Genomic DNA, 15,234 nt, shown 5'->3' with positions numbered 1-15,234 from the left:
AAGAGTAAGATTAGCTCATTTGCTAAACTCTAGCTTTTTGTTACTTTGTTTTCATCTTTATAACGCAAGTTATAAAAACGATTATTGTTGACGTTTTGTTTGTTCAGTTTTCAAAGAGCAATTTTTCCGTTGCTATCAGAAGCAACTTTTATATATTATCATTTACATATTATAAATGTCAACAGATAAATTAATAATTTTTAACTAGTTATTAATTGCTTGCTGCGACTTTTATAATATTACCAGCATGTTATTTCCTAGTCAACATCTTTTTTAAACTTTTTAAACATTTATTTATAATAGACGTTAAATAAAAAACAGACAGCTAAAACTTAGCAGTCTGCTCTTTATACTAACTTGCCCTTATAATATATATTGTTGAATTGCTACAAGTGCAACGACACCTGGAATACCTAAAATTCCAGAAACAGTAGATGTCGCAATATTGATCGGCACGTGTATGCCATACTTAGTCCCAATAGCATTGAGGAAGAAAAGGAAAAGAGCACCTATTACAATTTTAATCAACCCTTGTCCTACAAAACGCAATGGTTTAATGGGAGTACCTATTATCAGAAGAAGGACAATCAAACCACTGACAATAGAAATAATGACAACTGGGCTCACAAACAAAACCTCCCTAGTTCTTTTTGTATTAAAAGGTATGTCCAACTACCACAAAAAAGAACTAGGGAGTGCTTCTATTATTTCATTAAATTAACATTTCTCTCTTTAGCCTCTTTAAAAAGAAAGAAATACTTTGCTTCAGTCAGTTTTGCAGCACAAATGACCTCATCAGAAGGGTCAAAGCTTTTTTCGAGTATCGACTTTTCTTTTAGCCAGTGTTTTTTTGTTTCATGAAACTGAACTAATAACTTCTCATCGAATTCTTTTCTCAACTTTCCTTTTCGGCGAAAAAGCATACTTTATCCTCCCTCTGATTATACTTCTCTTCTGCCCTCAAGCGCTTTAGATAAAGTAACCTCATCTGCATATTCCAGATCTCCGCCTACAGGTAAGCCATGCGCTATCCTTGTTATCTTAATCCCCGATGGTTTTAACAGACGGGAGATATACATAGCGGTTGCTTCTCCCTCTATATTTGGGTTAGTAGCCATAATTACCTCTTCTACATCACTTTCCTGCAAACGCTTGATGAGAGATGGAACATTAATGTCCTCTGGACCAATACCATCCATTGGTGAGATAGCACCATGCAAAACGTGATACAATCCGTCAAATTCCTTCATCTTTTCCATGGCGATGACATCTTTCGGATCTTGAACTACACAGATTATCTTACGATTTCTTCTAGTATCCTCACATATATAACATGGGTCCTGATCCGTTATATGACCGCATACGGAACAATAAGTTAAATTTCGTTTTGCATTGACTAGTGCTTTTGCGAAATCTAGAACAGTATCTTCTTTCATATTTAATACAAAAAACGCCAGTCGAGCAGCCGTTTTCGGGCCGATTCCTGGCAATTTCATAAAGCTGTCTATCAGCTTTGATATTGGTTCAGGATAATGCATGAAACTCCTCCTTAGAACATTCCAGGAAGATTAAGTCCTTTTGTAAATTGCCCCATTGTTGAGTTTGTTAGCTCATCCGCTTTTTTCAATGCGTCATTTGTAGCTGCAAGCACAAGATCTTGGAGCATTTCTACGTCTTCTGGATCTACAACCTCTTCCTTGATTACTACATCCACTATTTCTTTATGTCCTGTAACGATTACTGTTACCATTCCGCCGCCAGCAGAACCTTCAATTCTTTTTTCTCCAAGTTCCTCTTGAGCTTCCGCCATTTTCTTTTGCATTTTTTGCATTTGCTTCATCATATTTTGCATATTACCCATTCCGCGCATAAGAATTCCTCCATTTTCATTTAAAGTTATTTATTCCTTTTGCATATTTAATATAATATGCAAATTTCTCCTGTCGTTCAACAATCAGTCCTTCACTTCAAGCAATTCTTCACCAAATAGTTTTCTTGCCTCTGCAACTACCGGGTCATCTGCCTGATTTACGTGATTTCCCTCATTTTCCTCATCGGATCCTGCATGATGGGAACTGCTTAAAAAATCTTCTCTTATTTTTAGCCATTGTTCTTCAGGGACACCTACTAATTTATACCTTCTGCCTAGCAGCTGCTGAAGAGATAACGTGATTGTCTCTATAAATTTAACATTATCCAAAGCCATTTGACAGTGGATTTCATATTTAAATTTGATAACGATTGAGTCCGTAGATGCAGCAACAGGTTCGGCTTCATTTAAAAGAGCAGCTTGAGATCTCATCTGGTTTTTAACAAGCTGTCCAAGCATATTACCCCAATTACTCTTAATGTTTTGAAGTTCTTGCTTCGTTGCCTGCTTAAGTATCTCATTAATTTTACCAGTAGGCGCTTGAAATCCTTTCCGAGTTGCTCTCACCTTTTTCTGTGGTGCAGCTTCCTCGGCTGAACTTGTTACTCCCGATTGCCTAATTCTTGCAAGTTCCTCTTCGAGACTGTTTATTTTTGAAATAAGCCCTTGTATTTCCGTGTTCGAAAAGGCTCCTGTGTCTTGTGTTGGAGAAGAGATAGCCATTTGACACAATTTAACAATTGCTACCTCTAGGAAAATTCTAGGATGATTAGTCCAGCGCATATCCTGCTGCGTCTTATTCAGCAAACCAATCAATTCATAAATTTGTTCTTGTCCATACGAGTCAGCCAAGTTTCTGAACTCATCATCAAGCATAACCCGCTCTAATGACTCTTCTAAGTTTGGTGCTGTCTTATATAGAAGCATATCCCTGTAAAAGAAGATAAAGTCTTCAATAAACCTTGAGGGGTCTTTCCCTGAAAATAGGAGTTCATCTAATGATTGTAATCCTTTAACCGTATCTTTTTCATAGACTGCTTTCGCTAAGTCGTTAAGAAACCCTTGGGAAACAGCCCCAGTCACAGTAAGCGCATCTTCCACAGTGACACTTTCCTGGCTGTAGGAAATGGCTTGATCAAGCAGGCTTAATGCATCCCGCATACCGCCATCAGCCGCTCTTGCTATCATCTGCAACGCCTTATCGTCACATGAAATGCCGGATTCATCTATAATTAGCTTCATTCTCTTTACAATAGAGTGGGCAGTAATTCGTCTAAAGTCAAAGCGCTGACATCTAGAGATGATTGTTAATGGAATTTTATGCGGCTCTGTAGTAGCTAATATAAAAATAACGTGCTTAGGAGGTTCCTCAAGTGTTTTCAACAAAGCATTAAATGCCCCAATAGAGAGCATATGAACTTCATCTATTATATAAACTTTATACGGAACAGAGCTTGGAGCGTATTTTACTTTATCTCTTATATCTCTTATCTCTTCTACTCCATTATTCGAAGCAGCATCTATCTCTATTACATCCGGTATGGAACCATCCGTAATTCCTTTACAGGCGGCACATTCATTACAAGGCTCACTGATTGGTGCTCTTTCACAGTTGACTGCTTTTGCTAAAATTTTTGCCGCACTAGTTTTACCAGTACCCCTTGGTCCAGAGAACAAATATGCATGAGTTGTTTTTTGCTGAAGAAGGGCATTTTGGAGTGTTTTCGTTATATGTTCCTGACCTACTACATCAATAAACTGCTGTGGTCTCCATACTCGGTATAATGCTTGATAATTCATCGTCCGCCCTCCTTTCTATCTGCTCTCATTATTATATCTTATCTAAATATATTTTTACATTAAAACAATGGACATTGTTATTGTTATGTATCCAAAACTATATAATCAAAAAGACTCACTCTTTTAGAAGAATGAGTCTTTTAATTATAATATTAAACTGCCGTGCACCTTTCGTCGACTAGCTCCCATAAGCGTTACTTAAGCAGTTAGCTCAGTCCAGGCAACCCTGCGGCACATGGGGGTGTCCACTTAATGCTGCTTCCTTCCGGACCTGACATAGTTCATGGATTCCCATTGCGCAGGACCCGGACGTCAACACCACTTGCTTAAGGCAGACCCTACAGGACACTAGCCTCAGAAAGGAATTCAGCCTCGCTAGAGCGGATTGCGAGTACAGGGCACCGCTACCTCCCCGCTTAGCACGACAAACTTGATACCAAATTTTAATGTGTCATCTTGGACACAAACTAAGTATACTTATATTCAAACAAAAAAGCAATAATTATAAGCTGTTAATTTTTGTAATTTCTATTTCAGCCTTCTTCTTCTTCTTTTCAGCTTTCTTTTTTGCACGAAGTTCACGGAAGAAGTTAGTCAAAAGCTCTCCTGTTTCCTCCTTGAGCACTCCTGATACTACTTCAGATTGGTGATTAAACCGATCATCCTGAAGAAGATTCATAAAAGTACCAGCACAGCCTCCCTTAGGGTCACTTGCACCATATACTACCTTTTTAACTCTTGAGAGTATGATAGCACCTGAGCACATAGCACACGGTTCTAAAGTAACATAGAGCACTGCATTATCCAGCCTCCAGCTTCCTGTCTCTTTGCAAGCTATATCTATTGCCAGAAGCTCAGCATGAGCAATTGCAGTTTGCTCTGCCTCGCGCAAGTTATGCGCTTTTGCAATAACCTCTCCATCGAGTACAATAACAGCTCCTATTGGCACTTCCCCAATAGCTCCTGCTTTCTTTGCCTCCTCTATAGCTATCTGCATGAAATACCTATCATTTTTTTCTATTTCCACTTTTCATCACCCTGTGCATACTGTCATTTTTCTTGCCAACTGTAATTTATTTTCACAAAGTTACTTAAACTAATGTCATCATTCCTAATAACTCAATAAAGAGAGGTTACTATGAGCACTTCATCTAAGGCACTTTTAATAATTGATATGATTAATGACTTCCAATTTCAGCATGGAAAAGTTTTGGCTGAAAAAGCTGCTGCAATCGCAGAAAACATTTTTGCTTTAAAGAAGTACTGTTATAAGTCCAATATTCCTGTAATCTATATCAATGACCATTATAGCTTATGGAAAGCAGATATAAACAGTATCATTGATTATTGTTCTAATGAATACAGCCACAACATCCTTGAGAAGATAGCACCACAAAAGGCAGATTACTTTTTAATAAAACCGAAGCATTCCGCCTTTTACGGCACTGCATTAAACACACTTCTCCATCAGCTTAAGGTGGATGAGCTTATCCTGACAGGCATTGCCGGCAATATTTGTGTCCTATTTACAGCTAATGATGCTTATATGCGAGAATACTCTATTATTGTTCCTGACAATGCCATCGCCTCTGTCGATGAAAAAGACAATGTTTATGCTTTAACAATGATGAAGAACGTAATGAAAGCAAAAATATTTAAGTATGAAAAAAATAATATCATGTCGTCCCCACTTCAAACATAAACTGCAATAAGTAATTTTAACAGCAGGAGGGGATTTCCCATGCAAATACATGTTGTGCAGGCAAACCAGTCATTGACAGGCATTGCTCAAGCTTATGGAACTACTGCAGCTAATATAGCAGAGGCAAATGAGTTGCCTAACCCTAATAAGCTCGTCATAGGTCAAGCATTAGTTATTCCAATTGTCGGGCGGTTTTATTGGGTGCAGCCAGGGGACAGCTTATGGTCTATCTCAAGGAGATTTGGCATTTCCTATCAACAGCTTGCCAGCGTCAACAGAATCTCGCCAAACAGTCCTTTAACAGTAGGTTACCGTTTATATATACCACAGCAAACTAAACGCGCAGGAGAGTTTAATGCATATGTTGAACCTAGAGGAACAACTGTAGCTCCTGTTCTTGAGTCTTCCGCAAGGGAAGCAGCACCTTATCTCACCTATCTCGCACCTTTCAGCTTCCAAGCGTTAAGAGATGGCAAGCTGAAGGAACCTTTACTTAATAATTTCCCTACTATTGCAGCAAATAATAATAATGTACTGATGATGGTTATCACAAATCAAGAGAATGACCAGTTCAGTGATGAGCTTGGCCGAATATTATTAAATGATCAAGCCATCCAGAATACCTTTTTAAATAATATTGTGTCAACAGCTAAAAAATATGGCTTTAGAGACATTCATTTTGATTTTGAGTTTTTGCGTCCTGCTGATCGGGAAGCTTATAATTCGTTTTTACGTAAAGCCAAAGCCCGTTTCTCACAGGAAGGCTGGCTGCTTTCCACTGCTCTAGCCCCTAAAACCAGCGCTGGGCAGAAAGGAAAATGGTATGAAGCTCATGATTACCGTGCTCACGGGCAAATTGTCGACTTTGTTGTAATAATGACATATGAGTGGGGCTACAGCGGCGGACCAGCTATGGCAGTATCTCCCATTGGCCCAGTGCGCAATGTCCTTGAATATGCCATTACCGAGATGCCCTCCAACAAAATAATGATGGGTCAAAACCTTTACGGGTATGATTGGACACTTCCTTTTGTACAGGGTTCAGTCGCAAAAGCTTTAAGTCCTCAGAGCGCCATTCAACTGGCAGCTGACAATAATGTTGCTATCCTTTACGATACAAATGCACAGGCGCCTCACTTCAACTATACAGATGCACAAGGAAGGCAGCATGAAGTATGGTTTGAAGATGCTAGGTCTATACAGGCAAAATTTGATCTAGTAAAGGAATTGAATATCAGAGGTGTAAGTTATTGGAAGCTCGGACTATCGTTTCCGCAAAACTGGCTGCTCATATCAGATAACTTTAACGTCACAAAAAGATAACCACTACACTTCAAAGGCTGCCTCTTGTTAGGCAGCCTTTTTCCAGGAAATAATATGCACTTTTATTTAACACTAGTTAATGTCCATAACCGCTTTTCATGTGTTAAAATGACTTCATATGTCTTTTTTTATCATATTTTATAAATCAGGAGGGACAAGCATTGAACAATATCCCTTTTATTACAGTAGAAGGTCCTATTGGTGTTGGAAAAACTTCCTTAGCGAAGCTGCTTTCTGAACATTTTCAATATCATCTATTAAAGGAAATAGTCGAGGAAAACCCTTTTTTAGGTAAATTTTACGAGAACATTGATGAATGGAGCTTCCAAACGGAAATGTTCTTTTTATGTAATCGATACAAACAGCTTAATGATATTCAATCCCATTACTTGGACAAGAATATTCCCGTGGTAGCTGATTATCATATATTAAAGAATTTAATTTTCGCAAAGAGAACACTAAAAGAGAAAGAACTAACAAAATATATACGTATATATGATGTTTTAACAGAGGATTTACCTGCGCCAAACATTATCATCTATCTACATGCTAGTTTAGATACTCTGATGGACCGTATCCAACAAAGGGATAGAGATATTGAAAAAAATATTAGCCCTCTTTATTTAGAGCAATTATCAACCGATTATCATGAAGTGATGGAGCAGTACCAAGAACAGCATCCTCATATCCCGGTGCTGTCATTCAATGGCGATACATTAGACTTTGTGAAAAATAAAGCTGATCTTGAAACTATTATAGATAAAGTGAAGCAAACATTAAAATTAGGAGCCTATACACATGAACCTACGCACGAAATATAATATTCCAAGCAATTCTGTAATTACAATTGCCGGAACAGTCGGTGTCGGCAAGTCCACATTGACTAATGCTCTTGCTGATGCACTTCAATTCCGCACATCTTTTGAAAAGGTAGATACGAACCCATATTTAGATAAATTTTATCAAGATTTCAGTAGATGGAGTTTCCATTTGCAGGTGTACTTCTTGGCAGAAAGGTTTAAAGAACAAAAGAAAATCTTTGAATATGGCGGAGGTTTTATTCAGGACCGTTCTATTTACGAAGATACAGGTATTTTCGCAAGAATGCATTATGAAAAAGGCACAATGTCTGAAACAGATTACGAAACATATACAAGCTTGTTCGATGCAATGGTAATGACACCCTATTTCCCGCATCCAGACTTGCTGATCTATTTAGAAGGTTCATTAGATGACATACTTACGAGAATTGACAAACGAGGACGGACTATGGAAAAAGAAACTCCTGTAGAGTATTGGCAAGAAATGCATACTCGCTATGAGAAGTGGATTGATTCCTTTAGTTCATGTCCAGTCTTGCGATTGAACATAAACGACTATGATGCAACAGAAGGAAGTTCTGCTATCGAACCGATAATTGAGAAGATATCTGTTATTCTTCAGCAAAAGAATCTTGTAAAAAGATAAAGAAGAGGATTATTCCTCTTCTTTTTTTACATAGGAAAACAAAAAAAGCCTGCTGTAAACAGCAGACTTTTATATCTCCAATATTTATGCGCGATATTAGTAAAATAACTATGGAGGAGGAAAGGGGATTCGAACCCCTGCGCGGTTTGACCCGCCTGTCGGTTTTCAAGACCGATCCCTTCAGCCGGACTTGGGTATTCCTCCATCAGACAGATAACAATATATCATATGTAGCTTTTACTGTCAACATTTATTCAATAAATATATAGAAGAAGCATTCGCTTCTTCTATATATTTTATAATGCCCAATTAATCAGCCTATAACCTCTCTATTTCCCATATATGGACGCAGTACTTCTGGAATCACTACACTGCCGTCCTCTTGCTGATAATTCTCTAATATTGCTGCCACTGTACGCCCTATTGCAAGGCCTGAACCATTAAGTGTATGAACATGCTCTGGCTTGCCTTTTGCTTCCCTGCGGAAACGGATGTTTGCTCTTCTTGCTTGGAATGCTTCAAAGTTACTGCAAGAAGAAATTTCTCGATATGAACCATAGCTTGGTATCCATACTTCAACATCATATTTTTTCGCTGCTGTAAAGCCTAAATCACCTGTGCACATGCTTAAAACACGATATGGCAGGCCTAATAGCTGTAATACTCGCTCTGCGTTTGCTGTCAGTTTTTCCAGCTCTTCGTAAGAATCTTCCGGTTTAACAAACTTAACCAATTCTACTTTATTAAATTGATGCTGTCTGATTAGCCCTCTTGTATCTCTTCCTGCAGACCCAGCTTCAGAGCGGAAGTTTGCACTGAAAGCAGCATATTTGATCGGCAGCTGATCACCATCTAATATTTCATCACGATGCAGGTTAGTTACAGGCACCTCAGATGTAGGGATTAGGAAGTAATCCTCTTTTTCAATCAAGAACGCATCTTCTTCAAATTTAGGAAGCTGCCCTGTTCCTGTTAAGCTTGCTCTATTGACTAAAAATGGAGGAATAACTTCCTTGTAGCCATGCTCTTCTGTATGAAGGTCGAGCATAAAGTTAAATAGTGCTCTTTCTAGTCTGGCACCAAGCCCTTTATAAAACACAAAACGGCTTCCAGTAACTTTTGCTGCTCTTTCGAAATCAAGTAAATCCAGCTCTGTCGCTACATCCCAATGTGGTTTCGGTTCAAAATCAAAATTTCTTACCTCTCCCCATTTTCTGATCTCTACATTATCATCCTCTGTTTCACCAACAGGTACACTTTCGTGGGGAAGGTTTGGTATTCCGAGCATAATTGCCTGCAGTCTCTCTTCAACCTGACGAAGCTCATCATCAAATCCTTTAATTTTGTCACCAACTTCACGCATTTCCAAAATTAAAGATTCAGCATCCTTCTTTTCACGCTTAAGTGCAGCAACTTGTTGGGATACCTCATTTCTTCTGCTTTTTAGTTGTTCTGTTTCTACAATCAGCTCTCTTCTTCTTGTGTCAAGCTCCTCAAAATGATCCAATTCTGACAGATCTTCGCCTCGATGCTGAAGCTGTTCTTTTACAAATTCAAAATTAGCACGTACAAACTTAATATCAAGCATGTATTCTTCCTCCTTGCTTTTTTAGCTATATGCTCTAAACGATAAACCCTTTAGAAGAACACAAAAAACTCCCGTCCCCAAAAAAGGGACGAGAGTTACCCGCGTTGCCACCCTAGTTGAAAGCAAATATGCTTTCCACCTTAAATACATAACGGTTTTTAGCCGAAAACAATTACTTGCCATCTTACATGGCTTTCCTTGTTTTTACTCTAGGATGGATTCACAGGCTTTATTCACCGATTCACACCAGCCATCGGCTCTCTTTAGAATAATGTATTCCTGCTACTGATTCCTATCAGTGTAGATGTCATATAAAAGTTTTTTTCATCGTACTATAATTATGAACAAAGTTCAACCACTATATACAAATTAGTTCTTTTTTGATTCATCTACCATAGAAATGAAATATCCTGTCAACCGGTGATCTTGTGTCAGCTCTGGATGGAAGGAACAACCAAGAAATTGTCCTTCTCTCGCTGCTACAATCCTGCCGTTATGCTTAGCAAGTACTTCCACATTCTCACCTGCACTTACAATATGCGGTGCTCTTATAAATACAGCAGTGAAATCCTCAGCTACATTAGCTATATCCAAATTTGCTTCAAAACTGTCCACTTGACGGCCGAAAGAATTTCTTTCCACATGAACATCCATAACGCCGATATGGGGCTCTTTATAACCTTCAATTGATTTTGCTAAAAGGATTAAGCCTGCACATGTCCCAAACATCGGTTTTCCTGATTCAGCAAACTTCTTTAAAGGATTCATAAAATCATACTTATCAATAAGTCGACGCATTGTTGTGCTTTCGCCGCCTGGAATAATCAAACCGTCAACCTCGTTCAGTTCTTCTTTATTTTTCACAAGAACTGCCGTTGCTCCATTAGCTTCTATTGCATTCATATGTTCTCTAACAGCTCCCTGAAGGCCAAGAACACCTACTTTTATATCTGTCATAGTTTTATCTCCTTATTACCAGCTATGCTCCTTCATGTACGCTTCTGGTCCCCAAACTTACAATCTCATCGCCAAATAGCTGTAATCAGTTTTTTTCAGATCTTCATCTTGGTAATGTTCTAAGGCTTTAGCGAATTTTTATATATTCTGTGTTAATAACATCCCGAACTACAATGTACTTATGGTTATCTGCCAGTTTCTCCGTAGCTATAATCATTCAAAGCCCCCTATTTCCGCCTTCTATTCGCAGAGCCTGCTTAATTGACCAAAAGAATATGAGTTGTATTGTATAAATTTCCCTAATGAAAATAAACAATAAAAAATGGTTCCTGTCAAGACAGGAACCATTTCTTTTCTTATTAAAACCATCCTTTTACTGTGGATGAAACACTATCCCAAATATTTGCAAAGAATGAACCTACGCCACGCATTGCTAATACGAACCAGTTTGCTTTTTCAACTGTTTCGGCAGCAACAACATCAACGCTTGCCTTTTCTGATCCATCACTAGTTAAGAACGGAACTGCTTTTCCATCCTTTGTCTCTAAAGTAATATAACCAACCTTATCACCTTTTTTGACTGGAGCTGCCAGTTCACCCTTGCTGTTTAACTTTTTGTCATCCAATACTAGCTTTGCCACATAGTTTTCTTTATCTTCTTTTTTAATCACTAAATTAACAGCATCGCTTGTTTGAATTTTTACAGAGTCTTCTTTACCTTTTGTTACTTTAACAGATTCATTTCCCTTTACTGTGTAACCCGCAGGAAGAATCTCTTCTGTGCTGAAATTGTTAAAGCCATAATTCAACAGTTTAGTTGCGTCTGTGAAACGGCTGTTTTTCGTTTCGCTCTTCATAATTACTGCAATAACACGTTGATCTCCGCGTTTAGCTGTTGCAGTTACATTGTAGCCTGCATAATCTGTAGAACCTGTTTTAAGACCATCTGCTCCTTCATATCCAAACACCAAAGAAGGCAACAGCCAGTTAAAGTTATCATATGTTCTACCATCACGGAATTTTAGCCTTGGCATGCCAGATGTCTCCAGCACTTCAGGGTAATCATTCAGCAAGTGATAAGCAAGTGATGCAACAGTTTTCGCAGACATCTCATTTTCATCTGTTTCACTGCCTGCAGGGTGATTGCCCAATAAGTCGCTGTTATTTAATCCAGATGAGTTTACAAACTTATAATCTTTAAGCCCGAGCTCCTCTGCCTTTTCATTCATAACATTAATATAGTTTTTTTCTGTTCCAGCAATTAGTTCAGCCAATGCTACTGTCGCAGCATTGCCAGAAAATATACCCATCGCTTGGTAAAGCTCTTTTACAGTGTATTCTTCCCCCTCTGTCAATCCTATGTTAGAAAGACCAGGAGCACCAGATAAACGGTGAATATAATTATTTATTTTAACCTTTTGATCCCAGCTAATTTTTCCTTCTTTTATTGCTTCAAGGACAATATATTCTGTCATCATTTTTGACATGGATGCTACACCCATTAGTTTATCTGCGTTCTTTTCGTATAATATTTCCCCCGTGGCAGCATCAACTAGTATAGCTGCACCAGCTTCCAATCCTAAAGTATCCTCATTCTCAGCTGCCTTTGCTTGTTGCGGTAGACCTGCAGCAACGGTGCTCACGAAAAGCACGGCCATAAGTACATACAGCGTCCACTTTTTTAATTGCATCAATGATAAAACCTCCAACACATTATTATTATCTATTAAACTTTAAATTATTTTTTTAAATTAAGAATTTCCCTTGTACAGTTTACCATAAAAAAAACAAAAAAAATAGACGGTGATAGAGTTCACCATCTATTGTAATATTCCGTAACAATTGCAAAACTACTTAAGAAATAGAGTAGTTTGGAGCTTCTTTTGTAATTTGGACATCATGCGGATGGCTTTCTCTTAAACCAGCGCCTGTCATTTTTACAAATTGTGTATTTTCTCTCAAATCAAGAAGATCTTTCGCACCACAATATCCCATACCAGAACGGATACCGCCTACTAGCTGATAAATTGTATCAGAAAGAGGTCCTTTATATGGAAGTCGCCCTTCAATACCTTCAGGAACAAATTTTTTGTTATCTTCTTGGAAGTAGCGGTCTTTAGATCCTTTTTCCATTGCTGATACAGAACCCATACCTCTGTATACTTTAAAGCGTCTGCCTTGGAATATTTCCGTTTCTCCAGGGCTTTCAGATACCCCAGCAAGAAGGCTTCCCAACATAACAGCATGTCCGCCAGCAGCCAGTGCTTTTACGATATCTCCTGAATATTTAATTCCTCCGTCAGCAATGATTGCTTTACCGTGTTTTCTAGCTTCTGTTGCACAATCATAAACTGCCGTAATTTGTGGAACACCAACACCTGCAACAACCCTAGTCGTACAGATTGATCCTGGTCCGATTCCTACCTTCACCACATCTGCTCCTGCTTCTATAAGTGCTCTTGTACCTTCAGCAGTAGCTACATTCCCAGCGATAATAGTTAAATCAGGGAAAGCATTCCTTATATCTCTAATACCGTCTAGAACACCTTTAGAATGTCCATGAGCAGTATCAATAACGATAGCATCTACTTGGGACTTAACTAAAAGCTCAACCCTTTTAATAGCATCGCTCGTTACGCCTACAGCAGCACCTACAAGCAATCTACCTTGTGCATCTTTAGCAGAGTTAGGGAACTCAATAACCTTTTCAATATCTTTAATTGTAATAAGGCCTTTCAAAACTCCCTCTTCATTGATAAGAGGCAGCTTTTCAATTTTATGTCTTTGCAGAATTTTTTCTGCTTCCTCTAATGTTGTACCTACTGGAGCCGTTACTAAGTTGTCCTTAGTCATTACATCACTAATTTTAATGGAAAAGTCTTCAATGAAACGAAGGTCTCTGTTTGTTATGATACCTACAAGTTTTTGCTCATCATGGTTATTAACGATAGGTACACCTGAAATGCGATATTTTGACATCAGATGTTCTGCATCAAATACTTGATGGTCTGGAGTTAGAAAAAATGGATCAGTAATTACACCACTCTCAGAGCGTTTAACTTTATCTACTTGCTCAGCTTGCTGTTCAATTGACATATTTTTGTGAATGATTCCCATTCCGCCTTGTCTAGCGATTGAGATTGCCATTTCAGCCTCTGTTACAGTATCCATACCCGCACTAATCAATGGGATATTTAATTTTAAATTAGACGCCAATTCTACTTTTAAGCTTACATCTCTTGGCAATACTTCTGATTTGGCAGGTATCAATAAAACATCATCAAAGGTTAAACCTTCTTTAGCAAATTTACTTTCCCACATTTTAACGCCTCCATTTAGTAAAAAAATATTATTAGTAGGTTATCAATTGGACAAAATACTGTCAAGGTTAGTTCAATAAGTTTCATTTTTCAAAAAATTCAGGAGGCAAACATATGTACAGTTCTTATAAGGACTGGGACTCGTTTAGCTGCTTTTTTTCCGCAGAATATTCCCAGCTTTTTCTAAAAAAATGCTATAAATTACTACATACCAGTGATGTCGATACGAAGAGCTATCAAAACTGCTATCCATTTATTTATTTTCTTGAGCATGGTAAGCTCTATTATCAACAAGCCCTAAACTCACCAATAAATATCCAGCCAGTTTTACTTTTTTACGGGTTTGTTCATCTAATAAAAGCTTGTCTCCTTACAATAGATCCTGCCTATCCAAGCAGTACCTCTGTACTAGCTCATGGTGTCTCAACAAGAAAAAGAAAAAAACAACAATACTTATTTTTTAAGGATGAAATAAAAATTCAAAAAAACGGATTATTTGCATGTATGTCGGAGAATATGTTTCAGCTTCCTTCAATTGAAGGAGAGAAGTTTAATATGGGTGAACTATTAAAACAAATACCTGAACTTAATGACTTATTCCATATATTCACAGGAAGTCCAACCTTTTTGCCGGTTACCCTTTCCAGTACAGAAGCAACCATCCCTTCTAAAGTGCTAGATAGTTACTTTATGAGTCAAGGCCGTTTTCAGCAGTACTTAGAAGACCAGTTAGGAATTCCTATTAAGGGGATAAGCACGAATAAAACTAGTCTTAATATTTCTTTTTCAGATAGCTTGCAGCCGGCTGCCCCGTTCTACTTCCATGTAACGGATGCTCAATACTATATTCCGGTAGAAAAACGCAGTGTACAGTTGCCTGAAATTCTTGTGCATTATTTATTATTATATAATTTGAGCATGATTGCCAGGTATGAAATAGAGTGGTGGAGTGAACTGATGAAGACGATGCCTAATCAAGATTATCCATATATTGAATCCTTTTTATCAATAGCTGCCAAAAAGGGGCCGCAGCTTATCTTTCAATTTTTAGCAAACAAAATGTAGCTTAGATTTCCTAATAAAACAAAAAGCACCTAGTTAAACTAGATGCTTTTTTTAAAGTGCCTGGCGACGTCCTACTCTCACAGGGGGAGAGCCCCCAACTACCATCGGCGCTGAGAAGCTTAACTTCCGTGTTCGGTATGGG

General features: G+C 38.1%; 15 protein-coding genes, 1 tRNA gene, 1 rRNA gene, 1 other RNA gene and 1 other annotated feature. Of the genes, 5 read left to right on the top strand and 13 right to left on the bottom strand.

Annotated elements, in window-relative coordinates; all coding sequences use genetic code 11:
- Nucleotides 1–363: 363 nt before the first annotated feature.
- From M3600_RS27070 to tadA, 7 genes are all read right to left on the bottom strand, one after another.
- Complete coding sequence (locus tag M3600_RS27070; protein WP_233319446.1) at nt 364–627, bottom strand: pro-sigmaK processing inhibitor BofA family protein; 264 nt, start codon at nt 625–627, stop codon at nt 364–366.
- A 77-nt stretch (nt 628–704) separates the two neighbouring features.
- Nucleotides 705–923 (bottom strand): YaaL family protein, encoded by a 219-nt coding sequence (locus M3600_RS27065; RefSeq protein WP_233319449.1) that lies wholly within the window; start codon nt 921–923, stop codon nt 705–707.
- An 18-nt stretch (nt 924–941) separates the two neighbouring features.
- Complete coding sequence (gene recR, locus M3600_RS27060; RefSeq protein ID WP_185764898.1) at nt 942–1,538, bottom strand: recombination mediator RecR; 597 nt, start codon at nt 1,536–1,538, stop codon at nt 942–944.
- An 11-nt stretch (nt 1,539–1,549) separates the two neighbouring features.
- Nucleotides 1,550–1,870, bottom strand: coding sequence for a YbaB/EbfC family nucleoid-associated protein (locus M3600_RS27055; protein ID WP_233319451.1), 321 nt, complete (start codon nt 1,868–1,870; stop codon nt 1,550–1,552).
- Between the two features lie 84 nt (nt 1,871–1,954).
- Nucleotides 1,955–3,670: a DNA polymerase III subunit gamma/tau gene (dnaX, locus tag M3600_RS27050; protein WP_233319453.1), complete on the bottom strand. Its 1,716-nt coding sequence runs from the start codon at nt 3,668–3,670 to the stop codon at nt 1,955–1,957.
- 160 nt (nt 3,671–3,830) lie between these two features.
- An RNA gene (ffs, locus tag M3600_RS27045) (signal recognition particle sRNA large type) lies at nt 3,831–4,095 on the bottom strand.
- Nucleotides 4,096–4,172: 77 nt separating this feature from the next.
- Complete coding sequence (tadA, locus tag M3600_RS27040; RefSeq protein WP_251648279.1) at nt 4,173–4,691, bottom strand: tRNA adenosine(34) deaminase TadA; 519 nt, start codon at nt 4,689–4,691, stop codon at nt 4,173–4,175.
- 117 nt (nt 4,692–4,808) lie between these two features.
- Between tadA and M3600_RS27035 the strand changes: the two genes are divergently transcribed.
- The 4 genes from M3600_RS27035 (at nt 4,809) to M3600_RS27020 (ending at nt 8,162) form a co-directional block, all read left to right on the top strand.
- The gene (locus M3600_RS27035) at nt 4,809–5,372 is read left to right on the top strand and encodes a cysteine hydrolase family protein (RefSeq protein WP_192486472.1); all 564 of its coding nucleotides are present in this window, start codon (nt 4,809–4,811) and stop codon (nt 5,370–5,372) included.
- Nucleotides 5,373–5,411: 39 nt separating this feature from the next.
- The gene (locus M3600_RS27030; protein WP_192486473.1) at nt 5,412–6,695 is read left to right on the top strand and encodes a glycoside hydrolase family 18 protein; all 1,284 of its coding nucleotides are present in this window, start codon (nt 5,412–5,414) and stop codon (nt 6,693–6,695) included.
- A 161-nt stretch (nt 6,696–6,856) separates the two neighbouring features.
- Entirely contained in the window at nt 6,857–7,516 is a 660-nt protein-coding gene (locus M3600_RS27025; protein WP_251648277.1) for a deoxynucleoside kinase, read from the top strand.
- Nucleotides 7,494–8,162, top strand: coding sequence for a deoxynucleoside kinase (locus M3600_RS27020; protein ID WP_192486475.1), 669 nt, complete (start codon nt 7,494–7,496; stop codon nt 8,160–8,162). Before M3600_RS27025 ends, M3600_RS27020 begins: the two co-directional genes overlap by 23 nt.
- A gap of 111 nt (nt 8,163–8,273) precedes the next feature.
- On the opposite strand, the gene M3600_RS27015 is transcribed toward M3600_RS27020, so the two are convergent.
- From M3600_RS27015 to guaB, 5 genes are all read right to left on the bottom strand, one after another.
- Nucleotides 8,274–8,366 (bottom strand) — tRNA-Ser (locus M3600_RS27015).
- A 109-nt stretch (nt 8,367–8,475) separates the two neighbouring features.
- On the bottom strand, nt 8,476–9,750 hold the full coding sequence (serS, locus tag M3600_RS27010) for a serine--tRNA ligase (RefSeq protein ID WP_192486476.1): 1,275 nt from the start codon (nt 9,748–9,750) through the stop codon (nt 8,476–8,478).
- Between the two features lie 81 nt (nt 9,751–9,831).
- Nucleotides 9,832–10,058, bottom strand: a binding site (T-box leader).
- A 61-nt stretch (nt 10,059–10,119) separates the two neighbouring features.
- Nucleotides 10,120–10,707, bottom strand: coding sequence for a pyridoxal 5'-phosphate synthase glutaminase subunit PdxT (gene pdxT, locus M3600_RS27005; protein ID WP_251648275.1), 588 nt, complete (start codon nt 10,705–10,707; stop codon nt 10,120–10,122).
- Nucleotides 10,708–11,066: 359 nt separating this feature from the next.
- A complete protein-coding gene (locus M3600_RS27000) occupies nt 11,067–12,398 on the bottom strand; it encodes a serine hydrolase (protein ID WP_311315985.1) in 1,332 nt (443 codons plus the stop codon).
- Nucleotides 12,399–12,561: 163 nt separating this feature from the next.
- Nucleotides 12,562–14,028: an IMP dehydrogenase gene (gene guaB, locus M3600_RS26995; protein WP_192486479.1), complete on the bottom strand. Its 1,467-nt coding sequence runs from the start codon at nt 14,026–14,028 to the stop codon at nt 12,562–12,564.
- A 113-nt stretch (nt 14,029–14,141) separates the two neighbouring features.
- Between guaB and M3600_RS26990 the strand changes: the two genes are divergently transcribed.
- The gene (locus M3600_RS26990; RefSeq protein ID WP_237940502.1) at nt 14,142–15,092 is read left to right on the top strand and encodes a YaaC family protein; all 951 of its coding nucleotides are present in this window, start codon (nt 14,142–14,144) and stop codon (nt 15,090–15,092) included.
- A 58-nt stretch (nt 15,093–15,150) separates the two neighbouring features.
- Here the strand turns inward: M3600_RS26990 and rrf are convergent.
- A 5S ribosomal RNA gene (rrf, locus tag M3600_RS26985) occupies nt 15,151–15,234 on the bottom strand; the annotation flags it as partial.

The sequence above is a fragment of the Niallia sp. MER 6 genome (genome assembly GCF_023714395.1).
In the GTDB taxonomy this organism is placed as follows: Bacteria; Bacillota; Bacilli; order Bacillales; family Cytobacillaceae; genus Niallia.
Note: the sequence above shows the minus strand (reverse complement) of the source record. Positions and strands in the feature narration are given on the sequence as shown.